Source organism: Pedobacter ginsengiterrae (assembly GCF_039537385.1).
Taxonomy (GTDB): Bacteria; Bacteroidota; Bacteroidia; order Sphingobacteriales; family Sphingobacteriaceae; genus Pedobacter; species Pedobacter ginsengiterrae.
This window is the reverse complement of sequence record NZ_BAABAK010000003.1, coordinates 494019-519937: the sequence shown is the minus strand read 5'-3', so window position 1 is coordinate 519937 and position 25919 is coordinate 494019. Positions and strand designations below refer to the sequence as shown.

Genomic DNA, 25919 nt, shown 5'->3' with positions numbered 1-25919 from the left:
ACACAAAATTATGAAGCATCAAAAAACAATAATTTTAACCCTGTTTATTTTTATTCAATCATTAGCTGTATCAGCAAAAGATTATAAGGCATCTTTTTTTAATATTAAATCAGATGGCTTAACGATGAACACCAGATCCATTCAATTTGCTATAGATTACATCAATAAACAAGGAGGTGGTCGGCTGGTGTTTTATGTAGGCCGTTACCTTACAGGTTCTATTCACCTTAAATCAAATGTAACTTTGCAGCTCGAAGAAGGTGCAGTGCTATTGGGTTCAACCAATCCATTCGATTACGATAGAATCGGAAATACGGCTCTAATTCACGCCAGAGATTTAGAAAACGTTGGCATTACAGGCAAAGGTATGATTGATGGTCAGGGCAGAGCTTTGGCTAATAATTCTATACAATACGCAAACGCAGGCTTAATAGAAGATATTTTAAAATACGACCGTACCAGGGAATCGATCAGGCCGATGGTTATCTATTTCTATGGTTGCAAAAATGTGAATATTAAAGAGATAATGCTGCAAAATTCGGCTTGTTGGTTGCAAACTTACGAGCGTTGTAAAGAACTAGTTATCGACAGTATAACCGTTAATAATGTTGCTTTTTGGAATAGTGATGGCATTGATGTAGTGGATTGCGATAATGTGGTTATTACCAACAATAATATTAATGCGGCAGACGACGGGATTTGCCTAAAGTCGCACAACGAAAAATTCTATTGCAATAATATACTTATCGAAAATAACATCGTTAGAACCAGCGCAAATGGCATTAAATTAGGGACAGCTGGTAAGGGCGGTTTTAAAAACATAAAAATAATAAACAATACCGTGTACAATACTTACCGTTCGGCAATTGCTTTACAAAGTGTAGATGGTGGGTTTTTAGAAGACATTGTTGTTGATGGTTTAAAAAGTACCAATACAGGGAATGTTATCTTTTTAAGATTGGGAGAAAGAATTGCGGGTAAAAAATCTACTTTAAAAAGGGTTTTAATTAAAAACGTTGTGGCAGATGTACCACTTGGCAAAGCTGATGCAGGTTACGATTACGAAGGCCCGATTGAAGATTTACCAAGAAATATTTCCCCGATAATTATTGCTGGTTTACCAGGTCAATACATTGAGGATGTTACCTTCAGTAATTTCGATATTTCCTATCCTGGTGGAGGAAGCAAGTTTATGGCCTTTGTAGCATTAGATAAATTAGATAACATACCAGAAGTGCCTGCTAATTATCCCGAGTTCTCCATGTTTAAAGAAGTTCCTGCCTGGGGTATTTATGTTAGACATGCAAAGAACATTAACTTCTCAAATATCAATTTAAAGGCAGAGAAAAAAGATTACAGGTTGCCTATTGTGATGGATGATGTACACAATGCATTGCTAAAAAAGATAAAGTTCGAACAAATAGAACAGAAAAAACTGTTGTATACTTACAAATCGACAAATGTAACTGTTAACTAAATTTTCTTCACTCAAAATGAGCAGCTTTTTACGTAAAGTTTATATTCTTTTGCTTTTCCTAACCTTAGGAGCAAACTTTTCATACAGTCAGGATGAATTTCAGCTTATTGAATTAAAAATAAACGATTACTTAAAAGCGGAGATAGAACCAGATCAGTTAAATAAAGATGTAAAAAAATACCTTACAGACATTACCAAAGATGGTTATTGGCCTGCCATTGATTATTCCTCGGTAGCTGAAACCAGCTGGGAACCACTTGTGCATTTAAAAAGAGTTAAGCAGTTTTCTTTAGCCTTCTCATTAAAAAACGAGGATGTTAATGAGAAATCTAAATTGGAAATGCTTACTGTTAAAGCATTAAGATTTTGGTTAACTAAAAATCCGAAAAGTAAGAATTGGTTTCAGAATGATATTGCCGCTCCCACAACAATTGGAGAAATTTTAATGCTCTTAAAAAATGCCAGCATTCTGCCCGCCACCCTGCAAGATTCGCTTTTAAAAAGTATGGAGCAAGGAAATGTGGTAAAAGCGATTGGTGCCAATAAGCTTGATATCGCCACGCACATTATTTACAGAGCATCTTTAACAAAAGATAAGGCATTAATGGATTCAGCGGTTCATCAGGCATTTTTACCCATCACACTTGAGAATAGAGAAGGCTTGCAAAGGGATTATTCCTATCTGCAACATGGCCCGCAACTACAAATTGCAAGCTACGGACAAGTTTTCTTAACTGGAGAATATAAAGTGGCCTCCTGGCTATTGGGAACCAAATATGCTTTGCCTGCTGAGAAACTGAAAATTCTGGATCATTATTTAAATGAAACTTTTTTGAAAACGATAAGAGGACGATATATAGATTTTAATACCGAAGGGAGGGGAGTTTCCAGGAATGATGTTTTAGATAAAATAGATATTACATCAAAGGCAGGGCCTAATGCTTTGCTGTCTCTTGCCGAAAAAGTTAGCCCTTTGAACACAATTATTTTGGCTGCTGCGCAGAAACGCATTATGCAGCAAGAGGCACCATCATTTATGATTAAACCTGCTCACATTCATTTTTGGAAAGCTGATTATACGGTGCACAGCCGCCCAGCTTATTCATTTAATGTTAGGGCGGTTTCTAAACGAACCATTAGAGCAGAAATGGGTAACAAAGAAAATCTACTTGCTAAGTTTTTGCCTGATGGATCAACGAATATTCAAAGAAGCGGGGAAGAATATTTCAACATTATGCCAGTTTGGGAATGGGATAAAATACCAGGGGTTACAGCTCGCGATTATCTTTCAGATCAAAAATTAACAATAGAATGGGGAGAAAGAGGCGTTGGTGCTTTCATTGGTGGGGTAAGCGATGGAGTTTATGGCGCATCAGCATATCAACTCAATTATAACGAAGTAACAGCAAAAAAGGCCTGGTTCTTTTTTGATAACGAAGTGGTTTGCCTGGGTGCAGCAATCAATAGCTTTGCTAAAGAGGCAATTACCACAACAGTAAACCAGGCATGGAAAAAGGGTTTAGTTAAAGCATTTGCTAATAACAAACTAATTTCTGTTGATAAAACACTTAACTCAAAAGATCTCAAATGGATCTGGCATGACAGCGTTGGTTATTACTTTCCAAAAGGAGGTAAGCTAAAATTAAGCAATCAGGTTCAAACAGGTAGCTGGTCCTCAATTAATTTAAACCGCTCAAAAGAGCAGGTTGAGGGTAAGGTATTTAAGTTATGGTTTGAGCATGGTATCGATCCAGCTGATGATTCCTACGCCTACGTTGTTCGCCCTGGGGTAAGCGAAAAAGATATGCTGGGTGAAGCCTACGCCAGTACAGAGATACTATCAAATAACGGCGCCATTCAGGCCGTAAAAAATGATGCTTTAAATATGGTTCAGGTAGTTTTTTATGAGCCAGGGATTTTAAAAGGGTCAAATTTCTCCATTAAGGTTGATAGAGCCTGCATCGTTTTGATAAATAATGTTTCAGGCAAAACCCCAACTGTTCATCTAGCAGATCCTACACAAACATTGAATCAGGTAAAATTCAGTTTTAATTCGCAATGGGTAAAGGAAAACGAAGAACGATTGATCAGCTTTCCCAATGGCACGGATAAAGGAAAGAGTGTGAGCTTTCAATTCGAATAATTAACAAGCATTAACTAACCAAATAATGAAAGAAATAATTTTACTCTTCATCATAATTTTATTTAAGAATACCGATGGATCGGCGCAGAACAAGCCACTAATAGATGTAGAAAAACAATTTAGCCTTGCAGCCAAACAATATGAAGGCATGCTGGCAACTCACAAAGATTTAACGCAATTTCCGCAATCAACAAAAAAGAATGGCGAGGCTGATAATAGAACTTCAGATTGGTGGTGCAGTGGCTTTTTTGGTGGCTCTTTGTGGTATTTGTATGAATATACAGGAGCAGAAAAATGGAAAACTGCAGCAGACCAATGGACAAAAGCCCTGGAAAAGGAGCAGTATAATACTAAAACCCACGATTTAGGGTTTATGTTATATTGCTCTTATGGTAATGGATACCGAATTACACAAAATTCTGAATACATCGAGCCTTTGATTACTGGTGCAAACTCATTATCAACCAGATTTAATCCCGCCTACGGATTAATTAAATCATGGGATAAACATGCCGATTGCGAATACCCTGTAATTATTGATAACATGATGAATCTGGAATTTTTACTATGGGCAGCCAAACAAACTAAAGATAAAAAAATGTATGATATTGCAATAACCCATGCCGATAATACGCTTAAACATCATTTCAGAAAAGATTACAGTAGTTTTCATGTGGTTTGTTACCAGCCAGATACAAAAGTTTTCAGAAAGAAAACACATCAGGGAGCAGCAGATTCTTCTGCATGGGCAAGGGGTCAAGCCTGGGCGATGTACGGTTATACTTTAATGTATCGGGAAACTAAAGATAAGAAATACCTTAAGCAGGCCGAAGGTATCGCCCGTTTTATTATTAATCATCCGAATCTGCCTCAAGACAAAATACCATATTGGGATTTTAATGCTCCAAATATCCCAAATGAAGAACGCGATGCTTCAGCAGCTGCGGTATTTGCATCTGCATTTTTAGAGTTGAGTACCTTTTCTAAAAAGAGCCAAAACCTTTATTTCAAAACGGCAGAAGATATGTTGGTTAGCTTATCATCGCAAAACTATACAGCTAAAATAGGAGAGAACAATAATTTTATTTTAAAACATTCTGTTGGACATAAGCCTGGAAATTCTGAAATAGATACGCCCTTGGTTTATGCCGATTATTACTATTTAGAAGCACTTTTGAGGTATAAGAAGCTAACGGTCCAATAATTCCACCTAAATTTGAGAATAGATATATTAATCTTGATTTATAAACTGATCTGTTAATTGCGATATGACTTATAATTCTCTTTGGTTATAATATCAATTGGCATATAGTAAGTAGCCTCAACTTCAGTATTTAAAACCAAATTCTGATAAAGGGTTATTATGCCTTTATAACCTTGTTCCTGAGGTTTTTGGCAGATCAGGAAATCTATTATTCCTTTCTTTAAATAAGCAATACTTTCTGTTAAAAAGTCATATCCAACCAGGCGGATGTGACTTAAACCGTTCTTCTCCAGAAATTGTGCAACAGAAAAAACCCTGGAGTTGGTTACGAAAATAACCTTAACATCAGCGTTATCGGCTAATACTGCTTTTAGTTTCACAGAAATAGAACCATAATCGGTTTCGGGGGTAATATCTGTTTTTATAATCTGAACTTCTTTCTCATGGCCATCAAAATAGGAAATGAAACCTTTCTCTTTCCTGAGTAAGTGATGATAGCTATCGATTTCTTTTGAAATGTTAACGATTAAAATTTTATCATGCTTAGCAACCAGGTAGTTAACAATATGTGCGCTAAGATGCCCGCTTTGAAATAAATCTGGACCGATATAGCTTAGTCTCGATTCATTAGGAATGTCGGAGTTGATAAAAACCTGAGGGATTTTGGCAAGATTACACAATTTAGAAAAAGCCAGAGATTCTTCGATAAAGATGGGCGCAACCAATACCCCGTCAACATTGGTTTTAAGAATTTTTTTCGACTGTTCTACAAACGATTGCTTATCATTCTGGTTATAGAAATATTTGTCAATTACAATTCCGAATTGTTTTATTTCGGCCTCAGCAAGCTGAATGCCCTTTAAAGGTGCTTCCCAAAATTCAGTTTCTGATGATACAGCTGGAATTAAACTTGCGAAACGAAGCACTTTTTTAGAAGCTAATCTTCTCGCTAAGATGTTAGGTTGATAATCCAGTTCTTTCATGATAGCCAAGATCTTGTTTCTGGTTACCTCCGCTACTCCAGTTCGGTCGTGTATCACTCGATCTACAGTACCTATAGAAACATTGGCCTGTCTGGCTATTTCCTTCACACCTATAAGCACATTGTTCTTCATATTTGCCCCTGTTTTTCTTTTGTAAAAGTATTACTACTATGCGAAAAAAAAAAATCAAAACTCGAGGTTAAACTTCAGCTCTTTACAATCGAGAAATGAAATGATTTACCGCTTTAATTATTAAAATCTAAAAAGATTTGGTTGCTTTAGAACAGCTTTTGTCAGCTAAAGTGTTATTTTCTCGAAGGATCTTTTAATAACCAATAGGATAATATCGAAATCCCCCTTGGATACCAGTAACCAATCCATACCTCGCCTTTATTAAGTAGCCCATCGTTGTAAGCGTAAGGACTGTTTTTATTCCAATTGTAAATATAAGGTGCAGAAGAATGATTTATTCCATACCATTGCGAAGCGACGGCATCAGCCACAATAGTTTTGCTAAACCACGTTGTTCCTTCTCCAGTGGTTAATTTGATACCATAATCGGTGATGCTTTGTTGATAAGTGGTGGCATAATCTTTTTTCAATACCGTTGATAACTGATACAACAACGGAGATTTACTGCCAGCCAGTCCTGGTAAGAATAAACCTTCTCCAATAACAACCGAACGCTGTTTCCATTTAGGAAATGACTCATCCAGGCTAACAGGTATAAAACCATATTTTTGCTGCGCTTTTTTTAGAGTACTCAAAATTAATCTGGCATGGTTTTCAAAGTGAAGCGCCTGCTTATTTCTTAAAGCTTCGTTATTAACCGCAACGCCTGAGTTTTTATAACCAGTCCCTTCGCCATCTACAACACCTTTTTTTGAGTCATCAAAGCTTGTATGCTTTTCTTTGTTCGATAAAGCCCTAAACATTTCAGCGGCCACAGCGTAGGCGCTTAATTGTTTAGCCCCCAGAAAAGTATTATCTGGCGATAATTTTAATGCTTCATTGGCATCATAGGTTGTCCAGCCATAGGCTTTGTCGGCTATTCCATTTCCGTTGGTATCTCGGTTTATAACCGATTGAAGTAATACATCAACCGTACCCAACATCGATTTCACAAAAACGTCGTCTTTGCTGATTTTCCAATACCAATATAAAAGTAAAACGAAAGAAGTATTTTCTTCAACCGCCATATGCGGACCGTAATTATAGTTTGCGGTTTCACTTATGAAGGGCAAATCACCAACATCATGATATAAATAGGGGCCATATTCAGCTGCAGTCATCCCTTGCTGATAACCTGGCTTATTTTGCGTAGCGTTTGGGGGTATATGTACTTCCTTCTTCGCGATGTAGTTTGTCCATTGGTTAAGCTGAAGCTTTAAACGCCAGGGCGAGAAAATTGCATTCACCTCAGTTTCATGAGCTACATCAACAGTACTTAAATGTTTAAACCGACCTTCTGAAACATAAAAACTAGGCTCGTTATGTTTATCAGTTAAAAAAAAGGTATTCGCCAAATCGGTATGAAAAGTTAAAGCCAGAGCCCATTTTTCTTCCCTGGTTAAACCTCTGCCCATTAAACTATCCTCAAACTTTTGGGTCAGGTTAATGTTTTGCTCGTAGCTTTCCTGTGCATACTTTATAACTGCTCCAATGTTTTTCCAATATTTAGTATAATAGAATTTTAAAGGTAGATTAATGCGTTTATCTTCTATTATCGTACTATCATTATGAGTCGCGTAAATTTGTGATACTTCTTTTGTGGCCTGCTGAGCCAAACTAAATTCATAAACAAGGCCGCCAAACCCATCTTCGTTAAATGCGCCCTTAGCTGCGGGTTTAAGAGCAGCTAAAGCAAGTTTGTTATTTAGGTGAGCATTGTCTTTAAAGAACAGGATCTGCTCTGTATTTTCGGGTTTGATGGGCTCCAGGTTCATGAAATTAAAACTCTTTACAGGCGTTTTAGCTAAAGCCACCTTAAGCTTACAATCTATATTAATTTGGCTTTCGTTGGCAACTCGAATCTGCATGTAAAAACCTGGGAATATCTGCGTTTTAATAGCCGCAGTATCATTTAGATCTTTTGAAGCGGTAAAGGAGGAAATTAGGGTAAAGTTTACTTTTATTCCTTCGGGCGTTTCTCCGGTAATTTCCATAGATGCTGGTCCAAATCTCAGCATTTGATTTTTCAAGTAACTTGTATTTCTGGGTAGCCTGGTTGTTCTAAAACAGTAACTTTTGTTATTAACGGTTAAACCGATTAACAATCCTACCTGTTCATCCATGTCAAAACCAAGACTGCCGCTTTGCATACTCTGATTTTGATTAAATAATGAAAAGGTGAACCTGCTTCCCAAACGCGAATTTAAAAGCGAAAAGTTAGTGCTGTCTGTTATTGGCGTGCTAATTAAGTTTTGATCGACTTTAAAACTTTGTGCACGGGGTGTTAAAGCAAAACCGAGCAATAATGCAGAGAAAAATATGTTGAGAAAATTCATTGTTAATTTTTTTATAACACTTAGTTACTTTTAAAGCTAGAAGCAGGCAAACCCTCCTGGTTGTATAAATTTGCGCCATCAGGACTATCAGCCCAGGCATATCTAACTGCAATTGGTTTGCTAATCAGATTATTCCACACCACAACTTTATTATTTACAATTTTTGCCTGTGCAGGTATAAAGTTTTTCCCATCGTCGGATATGCTAAAGTAATTTAGCTTTTCGCCAGTAAACTTTAATCCCGAACCCACATGATCAAAAGAAACCACAACTTTTTCGCCTCCTATAGCTATAGATTTATAAATGGGCCCTGAAAAAACGATGTTTTCCTGATAAGCAATTTTTTGCGCCCCCAAGGCAAGCCGTTTACCTACATCTGATTTGTTGCGGGGGTGGAGATCGCCTTTTTCGCCGATATCGTGGATTACAGCCATAGCTGTGTTAGGTATTTTTAACGATTTCATCTGTGCTTCTCTTAACAAGGCCCAATTGCTATTTTCAGGCTCGCTATCTGTAGCCAGATAATTAGCTAACTGAACATAAATAAAAGGAAGATTCTGATTATTCCAGTCGGTTCTCCATTGAGCAATTAAAGAGCGCAACAAACTTTGATATTGTTCGGGTTTTGGAATGTTACTTTCACCCTGATACCACAAGATCCCTTTAATTTTATAATTAGATAAAGGTTTAACCATGGCGTAATAATAGGTAGTAGGCGTATGCAAGGATAATCCGTTTCCTCTTGGTAGAAGTTCTTTCTCAATTCCGAATTTATATTTCCATGGCTTATTTAAGGTAATGGTATCCCGATCGAAACGAAGTACATAATTGTTTTTTATATCAAAACTCAGGCCCGTTGTTGGGCTCGTTAATCGGATGGTTATGCTGTTTTTTCCAGCTTTAAACAAACCTGGATTAATGGTGTAATCCCTTAACGTATAGCCGCTGTTAATCGAACCTATTTTGTGTCCGTTTATAAAAGTTTCATCTTCAGTATGCATCATCCCTAAAGAAAGCACGGCTGTTTTTCCAATCATAGAAGCAGGAATATCAATTTCTGTTCTAAACCATACAACGCCATATTTCAATGCCTTAGCTTCTGCGTTATATTGTTTAAGATTGTCGATTTCTTTCCAGCCTGTGCTTGTAGAATACGATTCTTCGAACCATTTTTCTTTCAAACCCAAATCATCCTCCTTAACAGATCTATACCAGGAATCAGATTTTAGTTGATGGGCATTTAAAGTTTGTGCTAATTCTTGAGGATCTTGAAATCTTTTAGCCACTTTATCATATTCTGGAAAAGCTTTTAACGATTTATAATCTACCCAGGATTGTATAGGGGTTCCACCTACACTCGAGTTAATAATGCCAATTGGGATCTTATATTTTTCGTATAGATCTTTTGCGAAAAAAAACGCTACCGCAGAGAAAGATAGAATTGTTTCAGGGTTTACGCTGACCCAACCGTCATCACTGATTACATCTTCTACGGGTGTAAAAGCCATATCGCGTTTAACGGTAAACTGCCTTATTTCTGGGTAAATACTGTTTTGTATAATCTGACTGTAATTTGCTTTAATGTTTGCTCTCCCCATTACAGCCTCCATATTAGATTGCCCTGCGCAAAGCCAAACATCACCAAAAAGCAAATCTTTTAGTTCGATGTTGTTAATACGCATCTGATACGGTCCACCAGCTTTTTGCGCCTCTATATTTACCGACCATTTTTGGTTTGAACCAGCTTTCGTTTTATAGGTTTTGTTATTAAACGTTAAGGTAATCGCTTCTCCCGCATCTGCCCAACCCCAAATTTTAATGTCCTGATCTCGTTGTAAAACCATACCGTCACTTACTAATCTTGGAAGTTTAACCGCTCCCTTTACGCCAATAAATAAAAATAGTAATACAGCAGTACAATAGGCTAACTTTTTCATAACGTAAAAGAGGTATTGATTTTATAAATGGTTAGAGACACATAATGATTTAAAATATACCAATACAATAATACAATATCTCATTCGAATGTTTGTTAAAAAAAGAATAAAAAATATATAAGTTATCGTACACGAATACATTATTTTTAATTTTATTAGTTTGGTTTATCTCTGGTTTTTTAACTTGGGATGGTGCATATTTATAGGGATTTCTTTGGAATTGACAGCTAAATTTTTGAGAAGAAGTGATGAAGATCATTTCTTTTCTCGCAGCCTATTTACATATTTGATTGGGTTTTTGTAAAGACTTTCATTTCGGGTTTAAACAAGTGATTTTGCTAACCTGCGGACGTTAAATTGATTTAAAAACTATTAATTATGTTAGGAGACTTAAATAAAAGAGAATTACTTGATTTGATTGAGAATCAGGTTATCGGCAGATTAGGTTGCCACGCTAATGGAGAAACTTATATTGTTCCTGTTAATTATGTTTACCGGGATAATATGATCTATTTACATTCTGGAATGGGCAAAAAGATAGAAATGATGCGGGCCAACCCTAGAGTATGTTTTCAAATAGATGAAATTAAAGACACCTTCAGGTGGAAAAGTGCTATTCTGCACGGTAATTTTATTGAATTGAGTGGGGAGGAAAGACAACAGGCTATGCAAGGGATTATACATCGTATTATGCCGCTGACTGATCGGCCTTCAGAAGAACCTTCTCATGGAATTAAACCTGAATTGCATGAAGGTATTGTCGTATGTAAAATAGAGCTCACCGAAATTAGCGGTAGATGTGAAACTCATGAGGAATACGATTGATAGGAAGAGGTGAATAAGCTGAATCAGGCAATGGTTAGGGCTTTCGATACAAATATGTCTATGCCTTTAAAGACTCTTCGCTAGTAAGTGCATATTCAAAATTATAAGATTAGGAATGCCAGTAATATATTTTTTCAATTTCAACGTGTCTGGATTTGAGCTGTAATTGGGTTTTTTGTCATTAGCAACCTAAACTGGCGAAAATCTAAATGGAAATAGATTTTACGCCTCTTAGCTTCTATTTCTCGTTGGTAATTATATTTAAAATATTTTAGAGGTGAAGTTATCTTTAATCCCCCAATAATATCATTGTAGAAGAACCGATAAAACAGGCTAACTGCTAAAGCCTACATCGCGTTCTATTTGGGCGGTATATAATTGCGTTTATCGATTATTTTTTTTATAATCTCCGAAATATATACGTTAAATAAAATAGGTTTTATCCGCATACTGGAGTATAATTTAACGATAATATGCGGAGATTAGGTGGTTTAATCTCCGCAAGGTCTGAGATTATTTGTTATAAAGTTAATCTCTGATAAATGGTGATTTACTTATCATCGATAAGCCATAGTTGCCAAAAGTTTCATAACCGTTGACTGGACATCTCAGCAATGGTGTTTCGTCAAAACCTTTGTTGAGACCCTAGAAGTGTTATAATATTTGAAGTTCCTGGGCAACAAAAGGGCCCGCGTGGTACGCAGGCTTAAACCTTAAAAAGATGGAAGGCAATCTATTATTCTTTCTATACCAATTGCTGCATTACCCGAACTTTGATGTTAGCGAATACGCTAATGATATTTTTGAATTTGAAAGTTCAGAAAAAAGTTCCAGGAAACATTGTAGGGCGTAACTTTATTCAATTAGTGAAATAAATACGGAATATAAAGGTACCGGGATCTCTAAAATTATCTGCATATTAACGAGCAAAATCAAATGGTGCTTTCCCTAATAACATCGGAATATGATGTATAAAAATCCCAGGCGCCTGAGGGTATTTTCTCTCGTCAAAAATGATGGCTCTTTTGCTTGTCAAATCAGTTTAAACTGATTCGATGTATTAAGAATGGGCTGGCGATAGCTTAATAATCATTAAATTTGGATAATGGATAAACTTGTAAAGAATGACTCGATACCAACAAAAATAAATTTTTTGTAAATTATTGATTGTCTTTGGTTTATTGGTTTTGCGAAATGGTTTAAATAAATGGCTAGTAAAACTAACGGTTAAATAATTAATTTCAGCTTTAATTCAATTTAGTACCTTTTTGTTAGCATTCAGCAACACTTAATAAATCAGAGGAGAGAAATATTTCCTCTGTATCTAATTATGGACTGGGTCTATTCATTTTTTTAATTTAAAATATGCCGAAATTAATTAATTTTAATTCTCTTCTTTCCCAAGCTAAAAATGGCAAGACAAGCTTTTGGTCAGCACTCATTGGCAGCCCTAATCAGTTTTCTTTAGAAAGTAGGGTTTTTCATTCGGTAAGTATTGGCCTAATAGGGGCATCGATGATTTATGCGCCCTATAATTTAATTGCTGGGTTATACGTAGGGTCTATTTCTGCTATCTTACTTAGCCTATTCTTCATTTATCAGTATTATTATTCCAGATTCCAGAATAAACCACACAACAACACCATTTTCGGGATAGTGGGATTGTTGGTTTTTGGAATAAATTATTTTGCAATTGCTGGTATTAACGGATCAACGGACTTAATCTGGCCAGCCTATTTATTGGTTTTACTGGTTATTTCCCCTTATCAACAGCATCTGAAGTGGTTGGTCATATATTTATTATGGTTTTTTGCTTTGCACGCTATTGGCTACTACTATCCAGAATTGATAAAATACCCTTTTACTACAGGTAAAGGGCAATTTGTTGATCGAATGACTGCTTTTCCTTTGCCGGTATTCGTAATTTATATCATAGTGAGGTTCATTAGACGCAATTATGATTTAGAGCGCATGGATGCTCAGCAAAAGACCATTGCAATAGAAAGTAACCAAGAGCAAATTTTGCGACAAAAAGACGAGTTGGAACAGCGCAATTTGGATAAAGACAATTTGATGGCTATAATATCCCATGACATAAGGGCGCCTTTAGTCGGTATACAAAGTTATCTTAGACTGTTAAATAAAAACGTATTGGGTGCTGAACAGCGACATTCGATTGAGAAATCTTTGGAAACCGCCACCAGTCATACCGTCACTATGCTTTCTAATTTGTTGAACTGGTCTAAATCTCAGATGGGTGGATCGGTTGTGCACCACGAGTTAGTAAATGTGCGGGAAGTGCTCGGAAGTACCATAGAAATGGCACAAGTTTATGCGCTGAATAAAGAAATTGTATTATCTAGCGATATCCCTATTAATTTAATGGTAGTGGCCGATGTTGATATGCTGCAGATTGTTGTGCGTAACCTAGTCAATAATGCGGTGAAATTTACGGCAAACAGTGGTATGATCAATGTAACTGCTCAAATCGTCAACGGTGAATGTCAAATCACAGTAGTTGATAGTGGGAGAGGGATTTCGGTGGACGATCAGGAAAATATCTTTTCGATTATGGCATCTCCTACCTATGGTACAAATAATGAAAAGGGAGTTGGACTGGGCTTAGTTTTATGTAAGGAGTTTACCGAACGTATGGGTGGTAAAATTGGATTTGAAAGTATTTTAAACGAAGGCTCTAAATTTTTCATTTCTGTGCCTTTGGCTGAGTGAATGTGATCGCAAATAGATCGAGAGTTTGATAGTCAAAATACTCAGCTCTTATCGAATTTTGATGTCTTGTAATTAAAGTTTAGCCCAATTATTCGGCATAAGCTCATGAAGCTATGTTGTTGTGCGTGGTGGGATTCTTTCCCGGATATCTGCAAGCCATGCCTAAGGATTTGGAAACATCAGAGTTGATTGACTCTACGTCACCAGTATTAAAATTATTGTAAAATGCTTGCCTGTATGTTAGTGAAATGGCGAGAAGGAGTCAAACGAATGGGTTTGTCCAGTCTGGGACGAAAATAGATTTCAATTAAATCTACATAAAAGTAAAGTTGGTATTCGGAATATCAGGAACTGTTGTGTAAAAATCGGGTAATAATACCCTGGCTGGTATTAGAGGACGGTTTGCTCCTGTGCCCGATTGAAAAAAAGGAAAACATCTGGCTGGAAACCACCCCATCCGATTTGACCAGGAGTTATTGGGCCAGACTGGCGTATTTATAGATAGGCAGCATTTTAATTTTCTTCCTGATAAAATCAAAACCCATTCGAATGATGCTGTGCAGGAGGTAATTATGCAAAGCGACAACGCATACCTAGTAGTCCGTAAAGAAAATATCGAATTTAATCACTTTAAAAACGTTTTTTTGCCTTCATCGCTGAACTCATCGAAGGGGAATGGTCAGTGGAGTTTAAGGTTTACAATGCCAGTTTCAGCGATGAATTCATAGTTAGGGTTTTCTAGGACAATGAAGGCGTAAGAAGTAGTGGTAATAATAACTTTTGATCGTTGTTTTTGGAGAACGGAATCTCGGGCTGGTTTAAGTTCGCCAGAAAATCCAAAACCAATTTAAATCTGTAATGTTATATAATTAACCTAGAAAAAAAACATTATGGCAAGAGGAACTAAAGTTGAAAGAAACTCCGTGTCCAACCAGGACCACGAGATTAACTATGAAGCAAAGAAGCTTGATGTAAAACCTGCTAAAGTCAAAGATGCAAAGCAGGATGCGGGAAACCAGCGAAAAGCAATTGAGAAAAAGGTAAAGTAGTGCTAAGCCCCCAGTTCAACGGGGCTTTTTCATAGCTCATGAAAATAGCAACCTACAACATAAACGGTGTGAATGGACGCATCGAAACCTTGCTGAAATGGCTTGAGATGTCCGCTCCGGACATCGTCTGCCTGCAGGAATTGAAGTGCGAGGATAAGTCTTTTCCAATCACTAAAATTAAGCAGGCTGGTTATCACGCAGTCTGGCATGGCCAAAAGTCCTGGAACGGGGTGGCTGTTTTGTCCAGAAAAGAAATTAAGGAATTAAGAAATGACCTCCCGGGGGAAGACCCGGAGTTTACACACAGCCGCTATTTAGAAGTGTTTACTTTCGAGATGGTTGTGGGATGTATTTACCTGCCGTTTGGTAATCCATTGCCAGGCGAAAAATATGAATATAAAAAGCGCTGGTTTTCACGCCTTGTCGCGCACGCTAATACATTGATCGCTACCGGTCTTCCTGTAATCCTCGTTGGTGACTATAATGTAATGCCAACCGAACTGGATACCTACAAACCTGAAAAATATAAAAACGACGCTCTTTTCCGGCCTGAAATAAGGGAACACTTCCAATCACTTCTGGACCAGGGATGGACGGATGCCATCCGAACACTTCACCCTGATGAACGCATCTATACATATTGGGATTACCTGCGAAAAGCCTGGGAGCGAAACGCAGGACTTCGCCTGGATCACTTTTTGCTTAGTACAGACCTTGCTGAAAAACTAAAAGCAGGAAACGTGGATAAGCAGGTACGTGGATGGGATGGTGCAAGCGATCACGCCCCCGTCTGGGTTGAACTTGCTGCTAAACCCCTAAAGAAGAATCTTAAAAAGTCTGGCGCAAAACGGGCGGTAAAAAGGACATCCATTGCTGATTTCCCTCAGGCAGTTCAGGACTTAATTCATGGCGGAGCGCAAATGCCAATGCCAGAAGGAATCAGGCCGATGAAAGCCACTTTGGTTGATAAACCTTTTGATGAACCTGGATGGTTGTATGAAATCAAGTGGGACGGCTACCGCGCTGTTTCTTATATCCAGAAACACCAAGCCAGGATATATTCGCGAAATAACCTTGAGTTCACGCAGTTCGATGCCATCAGCGATGCGCTTCGTGTTTTACCCTTCAATGCGATTCTTGATGGCGAAATCGTTGCCCTGAAAGGCGATGGTACATCGGATTTTGGTGCCCTGCAGAACTGGAAAAATACCAGGAAAGCCCAGCTCCAATACTACATTTTTGATATCCTTTACCTTGAAGGGCACTCATTGCTGGAACTAAACCTGACCCAGCGCAGGGAAATTCTGGAAGCCATCCTGCCATCCGATGATCAAACCCTTAAACTCAGCAAAGCCTATGAAACAAGCGGGATCGATTTTTTTGATGCCGCCAGAAGACTGAAGCTTGAAGGTATTATTGCCAAACGCGCCGATGGTTATTACTCATCTGACAGCCGCTCGCGGGAATGGCTAAAGATTAAAGCGAAAAGACGCCAGGAGGTTGTCATCGGAGGCTACACCAGAAATGAAGGCACCGATAAATTTTTCAGTGCCCTGGCCATTGGTGTATATAATGCTGAAGGCAATTTGCATTACATCGGCAAAGTAGGCACGGGCTTCGATGCCGCCATGCAGAAGACACTCATGAGTAAATTTGAAAAACTCGTTACTAAGCGTTGTCCTTTTGAAACCATCCCGGATGTAGATGAACCCTCGCAATTTCGGCCACAGCGGCTTGGGGCGAAACCAACCTGGTTAAAACCAGTACTGGTATGCGAAATAGAGTTTGCGGAAATAACCAGGGATGGAAAGGCTCGCCAGGCATCTTTCAAAGGGCTAAGGGAAGACAAAAAACCAAATGAGGTTATTCTAGAAGTTGAAAAGGATACGCAAAGTATCATCCAAGAAGTTAACCTTGATCATGGGCTGAGCGAAAACTCGACAATGACTTCCGGGCAGGAATTGCCAAAAACATCAAAAAATAAAACGCTTAAAGTTAGCAAGCCGCTTATCGAAGGGAGTGGTGAAACCATAGAAAAGAAAATAGACGGACATAACCTGAAATTTACGAACTTAAATAAATTCTACTGGCCGGAGGATAAAGTTACTAAGCGTGATATGTTTAATTATTATGATGCGATTGCGCCGCTGATGCTTCCTTACTTGAAAGACCGGCCAATGTCACTCAACCGGTTTCCAGGAGGAATTCACAGCCAAAGTTTCTATCAGAAAGATGTGAAGGAAATCGCCCCGGACTGGGCTCATACCATGCCTCATACTAATGAGAAAGGCGAAGAGAAAAGTTACCTTCTTGGTGAGGGTAAGGCTACTTTGCTGTGGATGGCTAGCCTTGGCTGTATTGAAATAAATCCTTGGTTTTCCAGGGTCACTGCGCCTGACAACCCGGATTATTGCGTTATTGATCTAGATCCTGATAAAAACACCTTTGACCAAGTTATCCAGGCTGCGCAGGTGACGCGTCAGATTCTCTCTGATATTGGGGTTACAGGTTATGCTAAAACCTCGGGTTCAACAGGAATCCATATTTACATACCTTTGGGGGCTAAGTATACTTATGAGCAAAGTCAGTTATTTGCCAGACTCATCGTGCGCCAGGTTAACCGCGAACTACCAAAGTTTACCACACTCGAACGAAGCATAAATAAACGTGGCGGCAAAATGTATCTCGATTTTCTGCAGAACAGGCCTGGAGCGACAATCGCGGGCGTGTATTCGCTAAGGCCAAAACCTGGTGCGACCGTATCGATGCCGCTGGACTGGGATGAAGTTAAGCAGGGACTTAAAATGAAAGACTTTACAATTTTTAACGCCATAGGCAGGCTCAAAGAAACCGGGGACCTGTTTTCAGGAGTTCTCGGTACAGGCATTGATATGCAAGAGATTATCAGGCATGCCCAGGGAAAATTCAGCTAGTGCTGGAATCATCTTTTTGTTGAAAAACTCCTTAATTGCTTTTTTGCTTTGTTAACCCTTTGATTGAATAAGCCGAAGCCAATGACCCCTTCTCACCAAAATACTTTTATCCTAATGTCCCGTTAATTAATGATCTTATAAAAATTAAAGATTATTGTAACAGGGTCTGTCGACAGGTTGGTTCGTCCAGATACACATCAGAATTTGCTTGTTAGCATAAGTTGAAATACATTGGTTCTGGTATCCATTTCGACTTCCTTTTGATACCAGTAAAGATAACCAAAATCCATGTCTAGGCTTTTGCTGAAGCGAAAACCAATACCGATGCTTGATCTGTTTTGGTCGAAAATGCTGTTGTTAACCTTTTCCCTGTTGTGCACGTTCAGGAATACCTCATTTTGGATTTTTGCGTAAATTCCTTTTGAAAACCCTGGATGGGCCATCAGTGGGATTTGCGCACTGAGGAATGCTCTCGCTCTTTGCGAGAAGTTTACCATTTCTTTTTTCCTGACAAAACGCTGCTCAAGGCGGAATCTGGCGTTAATTTCAACCTTTCCAAGTTCAGAATTGAACAGATACTGTTCATACATCCTATGTTCAGGTGAATAGCTGAAAATGTCCTTATCGTACGTCCAGTCGGCTTTGTAGGCATAACCGAGAGCTGCTGAATGCTTACTGGAAAAATTATAGCTTAGCGCCCCTCGCAACAGCAGTGTATTTACGTACTCAAATCCGTCTGCGGATCGAACCTGCACATCGGAAAGAAAATCATATTTTTCGCTGATCTTTTTTGTAGTGCTCAGAAAAAGCCAGCCCGTGCTCTCCCTTCGTTGTGCTTTTAAGGCAGTTATTAAGAAAAGAGAAAAAGCTATTGTCAAAATCAGATTTTTGATCGCCATAAATATTCTTAAATTAAAAGGACCGTTTGATAACCTTAGGCGTGATTGATTAGAGGGCTTGATTCCGGATCATAAGGATTTAGACTTATTGTAGCATTGGGTTGTTGCATAAAAAGGAAGTTATAGGAACTAAGTGTCGCAAAACTATTTTGCCGTAAGGTTTTAATATTTATCTTTTATTAACTTTTAGTAGCTCAGGAAAGTGTTCCTAGCAGATAGGTCATTATTACGTCCCATTAAGCTGCAAGGCTAACATTATTTAAGCCTTGCAGCGTGTTAAGTTCTTATCGATACCGTCGCGTTAGTCTATAGAAGCCCCATGCTTTTGTTAAACTATAATTATTAAGGCTTTAAAGGCTTATAAACAACCTTCTGAATAGCGAATCTTTTAACAGGAACCTGATTGCTGTCTAGTAGCTGGTTGAACTGCGCATTCATCACCCAAATATCCTTTCCGTTTTGTGTTGCGGTGGAAGGATAAGTAAAACGATCAGTTGATAGGGTAGCGGCAGCAACCTTAGCGGTCTTCCATCCATCTGTCGATTGTAACTGGTAAATTTTATCGCTACCACCATTAACCACCATATTCAAGGTGTTTTTATCTGTCAGCAACAATCCGTCTGCACCTAGAAAAAACTGGTCAATTTCAACTTTTGAAACGTTTTTGGGATTCTTAATATCAATTTTGAAAAGCTGGCCTTTAGAGCTGTTATCAACAATAAGAAAGCCTTCAGGATGAAATACAATTCCGTTGAGACCAACTCCTTCGGTTTTGAAAAGTTCATCCTTAGCAAATACTGTGGCCTTTCCATCTGGGGAAACCCTGTAAACTGCTCCTGCGAAGCTGTCTGTGATATAGGCATTGTTCTGTAAATCGAAAGCGATGTCGTTAGGAAAATGCTTTCCTGGGAGAAGTCCTGAGAGGTCTACATCTGAGAGTTTCTTGCCTGATGATAAATCGAAAGAAAGTAGCCTGGCCATCTTTGTGCGGGTAGCGGGATTGGTAAACTTACTGTAATTGGCATCACCAGCACAGGCGAAAAGCCGTTTCTTGTCTGGATGGATCTTAAGACCATAGGTAGATTTTAAGGTGGTATCTCCATGAAAAATACTATAGGTCCCCTGAGGAGTTACCTTTCCGATATTTCCCAGTCTTGCCGAAGAAACGTAATACACGTTTGCCGATTGATCAAAGACAATTCCTTCGGGATAGCTTTCCATGGCTTCGAATTCTATCCGTGGGCTGGGTTCAGGTTTCATTGCAGCAATTCCTGCTACACAAGCCAGGCCCATTGCGATATAGGTAATTTTTCTCATTTTAATTTATTTTTTTAACTGCATAAATATTTCCGGAAGCATCATCAGATATGTAGACGATTCCATCTTTTGTTACGGTGATACCAGCAGGCCTTCCAAATCGAGAGTCACCTTGTAAAAAACCAGAGAGAAAATCCTCTGCTTTTACTGCCTTACCGTTTTCGAAATGGATCCGCTGAACCTTAAACCCTACTGGCTTTTCCGCATTCCATGAACCATGCCATGCAACAAGCCCATCTCCAGCCCAATCCTGGGGAATATTAGTTGCTCCCCTGAAAAACGTAAAGCCAATTGGCGCCATATGTGCGGTAAGCTCAAGTACAGAAGGTTCAGTATTCTTAACCACCTCTTCTTTGGTATTTCCAGCAGGATCTTCGCGACTTTTATCCACTTCCCTTTTTCCATAGGCATATGGAAATCCATAATCGGCGCCCTGCTTGATTTGATTGACTTCTTCAGGGGGCCATTCACTTCCTTTTGCATCACCACCATTATCAATCCCCCATAGTTCTTTAGTCTGTGGATGCCAGTCAAAACCAATGGTATTTCGAAGTCCGCTGGCATACAGTTTTCTACTCCAGTTTTTTGGATCTACCTGGAGAATTACTGCTGTTTCTTTATCACTTTCCTTACAGTCGTTGCATAAGGAACCAACACTGATATAGAGCATGCCATCGGGTCCAAAATCCATCGTCCGGTTAGGGTGCTGACCACCATCTGGCAGATCTTTAATCAAAGTTTCTTTACCGTAAATATTCAGCGTTCCATCGGGTTTAACAGGGTATCTTCTGACTTCATTGCTGTTGCATAGGTACATCCAGTTGTCCTTCATGGTAATTCCGTGTACACCTTTGAACTCGGATACTACCGTGATCAGATTTTCAAACTTGGCATCTTTATTTTTATCCTCCAGTAAAAGGACATCGCCGCCATCTCTTCTGGTTACATATACATTTCCTGCAGGACTGGTATACAACATGCGTGGCTTGCCTAATCCAGAGGCAGCAAGGGTAACCTGCCATCCTGAGGGGGCTTTTAATAAGTTGACCATTTCTGGCTTAAACTCAAGAACCTGTGCATATTTGGTCACCGATATCGATTTGGTAACATCTTTTGGCGGCAGACCACGCTGGGCCTGCACTCCAAAGGCGACGGACATTGCCGTGCCAAGGAGGATAAAGTGTAAATTTTTGCTTTTCATTTTCCGGCTATTTCCCTGATAACACTTCCTTTTGGCGATAGGTTTTGCTTAATGAGAAAAATATGAAGGATAGAGATTGGTAGTAAACACACAGATATGTTACTTAGGAAGATATAACGCTGAAAGACAAACCTCAAGCGCGATACTTTGGAAGTTTTTCCCATATTTTTAAAAGATGAGGTACTGAACCTTATGGATTTTTCAGACACCTTTACTTGTTTGTGAAAAAGCAGACAGTGGAGCTGCGTTTATCATTATAGGTATCTACTACATTTTTATACTGGTTCCATCCGCTTGATACGGATCAGATCACGGAGGTCGGAGCATACTGGTTACCGTTGTGAATTGTAGATTGACATAGGGTTACCCAAAAATCCGCTTTTGCATCTCTCCAGCTTCGCCAGTAATCCGCAGAATCCCGAACCAAAAAGTTTCTAGCAAATAATTCCTCGGCAAAAAAAAGAGATGCCGTGTAGTGCTAATGAAGCGCCTTCAACTGCATCTCAGCTTATTATATTTTTCTTCTTTGGCCTTCAACTATTTATTTGTTGTTATAGCAAATCTGCATTATTGGAAATTGCAGAACAATTCCTATCTTTCCGCAATAATCCTGCTGGATGTAAAGTCTAAAAACCTGAACAATTCATCACAAATGTCATCTAATACACTGAAATTGCTACAAAAACAAAAGAAAAACATCCTTGAGATCTGGATGAAAAATCAACTCTCTGACGACGGTCTTCGGGAAGACCTGATCAGTAACGAAGATCTCCGTGAACAGTCGGAAGAATTGGTTGCCGCGCTAGTAACCAATTTATCAGGAAACGACCTGGAAGATCTGGATGGCGACAGCTGGAGTTCAGTTATCGAGATTCTTGGTGGCATTGCCATTACCAGGGCACGTCAGGGGTTTTCTCCGCGTGAGACCGGACGATTTGTTCATAGTCTGAAAGAAGCAATTCTCGAGGTTTTACAGGAACAAATCAAGGATCCAAAGCAGCTTTTTGATGAAAGCATGAAAATAATCAGGGTAATGGACAATCTGAGCATTGTCACCTTTGAAACTTTCATCAAAGGGCGCGAAGAGGTCATTCTGAGACAGACAGATGAAATTGCTGAGATTTCAACTCCAGTAATCAGGGTATGGGATGGTATTTTGGCCTTGCCAATCATTGGCACGCTGGACAGTTCACGTACCCAGATTGTAATGGAAAATCTTTTACAGGAGATCGTTGAAACTGGTTCAAGTATCGCAATTCTCGATATCTCGGGCGTGCCTGCAGTTGACTCGCTGGTTGCACAGCATCTGATTAAAACAGTGAGTGCCACCAGGCTTATGGGCGCGGAATGCATAATCAGCGGTATACGCCCTGAAATTGCACAGACGGTTGTTCACCTCGGAATCGACCTTTCCAATATCATTACCAAGGCGAGTCTGGCAAGTGCGCTGGCGTACGCGTTCAAGGTTTTGCGTTTAGAGGTGCGCAAAACGAATTCTATAAATAAAATTAATAACTTATAAGATGGATAAAATTCCTATTCTCCGGATGGGAAGTTTTCTTCTCGTAACGATTCAGGTTGATCTGTATGACCGTCTAGCCCTCGATCTGGAGGCTGACCTAGTACAAATGGTCAACAAGACCAGTTCGAGAGGAGTACTGATTGATATATCCGCGGTTTCTATTGTCGACTCATTTATGGGGCGCATTATCGGAAATATCGCCAGCATGTCCAAAATTTTGGATGCAGAAACTGTCGTTGTGGGCATGCAGCCCGCTGTGGCAATAACCCTGATTGAGCTAGGCCTCCCGCTTAAGGGTGTACATACCGCTTTGGATGTCGAGAAGGGTATGAATTTGTTGAAGTCTATGATTGGTTCCGATATCGGAGACGAAGAAGAAACCGATGATGATAATTTCGCTGAGTAAGGATAATATTCAGGTTCAAAAAGAACAGGATGTGGTACTTTTACGAAACCGCACTCGCGAGGTTGCGGTTAAAATCAAGATGGGCCTGGTAAACCAGACCAAGCTGATTACTGCTGCGAGCGAGCTGCTGCGAAATATGCTTCGGTACGGTGGCGGGGGAGAATGTCTTGTTGAAATCGTAACTCGCGGCCGGGACACGGGGGTGAGACTGACCTTTTCGGATAAAGGCCCTGGAATTCCCGACATCAGCGCCGCTATGAGGGATGGATTCTCAACAGGGAAGAGTCTGGGGCTCGGGCTTCCTGGAGCAAAGCGGCTAAGCAACGAATTCGATTTAAAAAGTAAGCCGGGAGAGGGCACTGTAGTGATGATAATTAAATGGGCAAATGGTTGATGCAACGCATATAAGCCTTCAGGCGGGTGATAGAAGTTATTTTTCACTTTTAAAAAAAGAAATCCATCAGCGCTTGATCAAAATTGGTATGGATAGTGCCAGGATTGCGGAAGTTGATATTGTTGCCGCAGAAATGACGAGCAATCTCTTTAAGTATGCCGATGGTGGGGAAATCCTATTCGGCGTTTTCAGTGAGAGTGGAATACCTTATGTAGAGCTTATCTGCATCGATAAGGGTCCAGGTATGAAAAATCCTGCTAGAATGATGCAGGACGGTATGTCAACTGGTAAAACCCTCGGCGCGGGTCTGGGTAGCATTCAACGCTTATCAGATACATTCGATATATATTCCATACCGGAATGGGGTACCATTCTGCTCAGTAGAATTTATGTTGGTAAAAAACCAGTCGTGAAAAAAGGCATGGTCATCCGGCCTTTAGTAATCAGTAAGCCTGGTGAAACGGTCAGCGGTGACGGGTTTTCATACCGCGTAACGGGTAAGGATTTCAAGCTATTTTTAGGAGATGGCTTAGGACATGGCCCCGATGCGAATTTTGCCGTGAACGAAGCCGTTAAGGCTTTCAGAGTTTTTCCTGATCCTAGCCCGGTAGAAACGCTTCGTTTTATGCATACTTCAATCAGAAAAACACGCGGTCTTGTGGCCAACATGACGACTTATAACAGCGAGCGCGGAGAATGGTCTTCGGCAGGGATAGGCAATATCGCAGCCAAGTGGATCGGACCAGTTAATTCAAAAAACCATATGTCTTATAATGGGATAGTTGGCCACAATATCCCTACAACTATGAACGATCAGATCTTCAGCATCTCCGATTATAATCAGTTGGTATTGTGTTCGGACGGAATCAAAACGAGATGGGAGACATCAAAATACCCTGGGATTCTCAAGCATGATCCCTCTATTCTGGCATCGGCAATCTATAAAGACCATGCAAGACAAACAGATGATATGTCTGTGGTAGTTATAAAAATCGTTTAACATGAGAGAAATTATTGGTATCACACTCGAAAATGAAATGGATCTGGTGCTTGCGCATAAACGGTCCATGCAGATCGGCGAGCAGCTTGGGCTGACCGTTGCGACCAGAACGACGCTGGCAACAGCGGTTTCTGAGGTTGCTCGGACGGTGATCGATTTTACCAACGAGGGCAGATTAAGTATACATATATCAGGCAAGTTTCCACGGTTTGCAATAAATGCAGGCATCACATTCGAATCCGACCAGGTTTTCAGGGAAACGGACGAGGGGTTTTTTTACGCCAAAAAGCTAATGCCTGATTTCAATTTCGATGCAAACGGGCAGATTTACTCCATTACGATGTCGCTAAGCCTGCCGCGTTCCTCCAAGGTGGATGAAACTAAAATATCGCTCCTTCAGGAGTACTTTAAAAGTGCAGCCCCCCTGAATTCATATGAGGAGATCAAAAATAAAAACAGCAAGCTCAGTCAGCTGACCCAGGCGCAGGAGCAGGAGATCAAACTGGGACGTGAACTTGATGAGAAAAAAAACGAATTCATCTCGGTTGCCAGTCATGAACTAAAAACTCCGATTACTGTGATTAAGGCTTATACACAAATGCTTAAGCTATTGAAGGGTCAGTATTCTGATAAAGTTGGTGAGGTTGTCGAGAAACTGGAAATTCAGACCGGCAAACTTGCCAGGTTAACATTTCAGTTAATGGATGTTTCTAAGATCGAAAACGGCAGTCTTCAGTATGACCTGGCAGAAATAAAGCTTAATTCATTTTTGAAAGAGACTGTATTGATGCTGATGAATGTCCATGCTAACAATAAAATTAGTCTTCAACTTGGTGAGGAGTGTTCAGTTATGGCTGATCCATTGAGGCTTGAACAGGTATTGAGCAATCTGATAGGCAATGCTGCAAAATATTCCGATAGGAATTCGCATATCGGCGTTACCGCATTTTTATCTGAAGAAGGTAGTAGCGTTACAATCCAAATTTCAGACTCTGGAATGGGTATGTCGAAAGACAATATAGCAAGGATATTCGAAAAATTCTACCGGGCGGAAGATATTGTTTCCTCGCACCCGGGTCTTGGAATGGGTTTGTATATTACCTCTAAAATAGTCTCGGATCATGGTGGGAAAATCTGGGTGGAGAGTGAAATCGGTACAGGTTCAAAGTTCTATTTTACATTACCACTCGCATTAGCTGTCGATTTATAATCAGCGATAGTATGTTCAGGCCGACTTTATTCCTCACACATTAATTTAGTTAATATTTGTCTGTTTAATAACTCGAGTTTCCAAAGTCATAAAGCTATTTGCAGGCTCAGGATGATAGGAGGTTGGTCCAGATTTGGGGCTGATAGAGTGTTAATAGTTAAATTAGCTTAAACAGGACTTAT

General features: G+C 39.5%; 18 protein-coding genes. 12 read left to right on the top strand and 6 right to left on the bottom strand.

Annotation, left to right across the window (positions count from 1 at the left end):
- The first annotated feature begins 10 nt into the window (after nt 1-10).
- The 3 genes from ABD692_RS04310 to ABD692_RS04300 are packed head-to-tail and all read left to right on the top strand — an operon-like array spanning nt 11 to nt 4824.
- Nucleotides 11-1477 (top strand): glycoside hydrolase family 28 protein, encoded by a 1467-nt coding sequence (locus tag ABD692_RS04310; protein ID WP_344765243.1) that lies wholly within the window; start codon nt 11-13, stop codon nt 1475-1477.
- Between the two features lie 16 nt (nt 1478-1493).
- On the top strand, nt 1494-3620 hold the full coding sequence (locus ABD692_RS04305) for a polysaccharide lyase family 8 super-sandwich domain-containing protein (protein WP_344765242.1): 2127 nt from the start codon (nt 1494-1496) through the stop codon (nt 3618-3620).
- 25 nt (nt 3621-3645) lie between these two features.
- On the top strand, nt 3646-4824 hold the full coding sequence (locus ABD692_RS04300; RefSeq protein WP_344765240.1) for a glycoside hydrolase family 88 protein: 1179 nt from the start codon (nt 3646-3648) through the stop codon (nt 4822-4824).
- Between the two features lie 53 nt (nt 4825-4877).
- Here the strand turns inward: ABD692_RS04300 and ABD692_RS04295 are convergent, their stop codons facing one another.
- The 3 genes from ABD692_RS04295 to ABD692_RS04285 all read right to left on the bottom strand — a co-directional run bounded on the left by ABD692_RS04295 (nt 4878) and on the right by ABD692_RS04285 (nt 10251).
- Nucleotides 4878-5939 carry a LacI family DNA-binding transcriptional regulator gene (locus ABD692_RS04295; RefSeq protein WP_344765238.1) on the bottom strand — a complete coding sequence of 354 codons (1062 nt, stop codon included), beginning with the start codon at nt 5937-5939 and terminating at the stop codon, nt 4878-4880.
- A gap of 173 nt (nt 5940-6112) precedes the next feature.
- Complete coding sequence (locus ABD692_RS04290; RefSeq protein WP_344765236.1) at nt 6113-8314, bottom strand: glycoside hydrolase family 52 protein; 2202 nt, start codon at nt 8312-8314, stop codon at nt 6113-6115.
- 20 nt (nt 8315-8334) lie between these two features.
- The gene (locus tag ABD692_RS04285) at nt 8335-10251 is read right to left on the bottom strand and encodes a sialate O-acetylesterase (protein ID WP_344765234.1); all 1917 of its coding nucleotides are present in this window, start codon (nt 10249-10251) and stop codon (nt 8335-8337) included.
- Nucleotides 10252-10629: 378 nt separating this feature from the next.
- On the opposite strand from ABD692_RS04285, the gene ABD692_RS04280 reads away from it, so the two are divergent.
- From ABD692_RS04280 to ligD, 4 genes are all read left to right on the top strand, one after another.
- Entirely contained in the window at nt 10630-11076 is a 447-nt protein-coding gene (locus ABD692_RS04280) for a pyridoxamine 5'-phosphate oxidase family protein (protein ID WP_344765232.1), read from the top strand.
- A 1365-nt stretch (nt 11077-12441) separates the two neighbouring features.
- A complete protein-coding gene (locus tag ABD692_RS04275) occupies nt 12442-13806 on the top strand; it encodes a sensor histidine kinase (protein ID WP_344765231.1) in 1365 nt (454 codons plus the stop codon).
- Between the two features lie 890 nt (nt 13807-14696).
- Nucleotides 14697-14855 (top strand): DUF3606 domain-containing protein, encoded by a 159-nt coding sequence (locus ABD692_RS04270; RefSeq protein ID WP_344765229.1) that lies wholly within the window; start codon nt 14697-14699, stop codon nt 14853-14855.
- Nucleotides 14856-14893: 38 nt separating this feature from the next.
- The gene (ligD, locus tag ABD692_RS04265; protein WP_344765228.1) at nt 14894-17788 is read left to right on the top strand and encodes a DNA ligase D; all 2895 of its coding nucleotides are present in this window, start codon (nt 14894-14896) and stop codon (nt 17786-17788) included.
- A 197-nt stretch (nt 17789-17985) separates the two neighbouring features.
- On the opposite strand, the gene ABD692_RS04260 is transcribed toward ligD, so the two are convergent.
- The 3 genes from ABD692_RS04260 to ABD692_RS04250 form a co-directional block, all read right to left on the bottom strand.
- Nucleotides 17986-18687 (bottom strand): DUF2490 domain-containing protein, encoded by a 702-nt coding sequence (locus ABD692_RS04260; RefSeq protein WP_344765227.1) that lies wholly within the window; start codon nt 18685-18687, stop codon nt 17986-17988.
- Between the two features lie 342 nt (nt 18688-19029).
- On the bottom strand, nt 19030-20004 hold the full coding sequence (locus tag ABD692_RS04255) for a beta-propeller domain-containing protein (RefSeq protein ID WP_344765226.1): 975 nt from the start codon (nt 20002-20004) through the stop codon (nt 19030-19032).
- Between the two features lies 1 nt (nt 20005).
- Nucleotides 20006-21205: a PQQ-dependent sugar dehydrogenase gene (locus ABD692_RS04250; protein ID WP_344765224.1), complete on the bottom strand. Its 1200-nt coding sequence runs from the start codon at nt 21203-21205 to the stop codon at nt 20006-20008.
- A 481-nt stretch (nt 21206-21686) separates the two neighbouring features.
- Between ABD692_RS04250 and ABD692_RS04245 the strand changes: the two genes are divergently transcribed.
- From ABD692_RS04245 to ABD692_RS04225, 5 genes are read left to right on the top strand one after another with little or no spacing between them, the layout of a single operon-like run.
- A complete protein-coding gene (locus ABD692_RS04245; protein ID WP_344765223.1) occupies nt 21687-22727 on the top strand; it encodes an STAS domain-containing protein in 1041 nt (346 codons plus the stop codon).
- Nucleotide 22728: 1 nt separating this feature from the next.
- Nucleotides 22729-23133 (top strand): STAS domain-containing protein, encoded by a 405-nt coding sequence (locus ABD692_RS04240; RefSeq protein ID WP_344765221.1) that lies wholly within the window; start codon nt 22729-22731, stop codon nt 23131-23133.
- Nucleotides 23111-23527 (top strand): anti-sigma regulatory factor, encoded by a 417-nt coding sequence (locus ABD692_RS04235; protein WP_344765219.1) that lies wholly within the window; start codon nt 23111-23113, stop codon nt 23525-23527. Before ABD692_RS04240 ends, ABD692_RS04235 begins: the two co-directional genes overlap by 23 nt.
- Nucleotides 23520-24527 (top strand): ATP-binding protein, encoded by a 1008-nt coding sequence (locus ABD692_RS04230; RefSeq protein ID WP_344765217.1) that lies wholly within the window; start codon nt 23520-23522, stop codon nt 24525-24527. The genes ABD692_RS04235 and ABD692_RS04230 overlap by 8 nt, the downstream gene beginning before the upstream one ends.
- Nucleotide 24528: 1 nt before the next feature.
- On the top strand, nt 24529-25737 hold the full coding sequence (locus ABD692_RS04225; protein ID WP_344765216.1) for an ATP-binding protein: 1209 nt from the start codon (nt 24529-24531) through the stop codon (nt 25735-25737).
- The last annotated feature ends 182 nt before the right edge of the window (nt 25738-25919 follow it).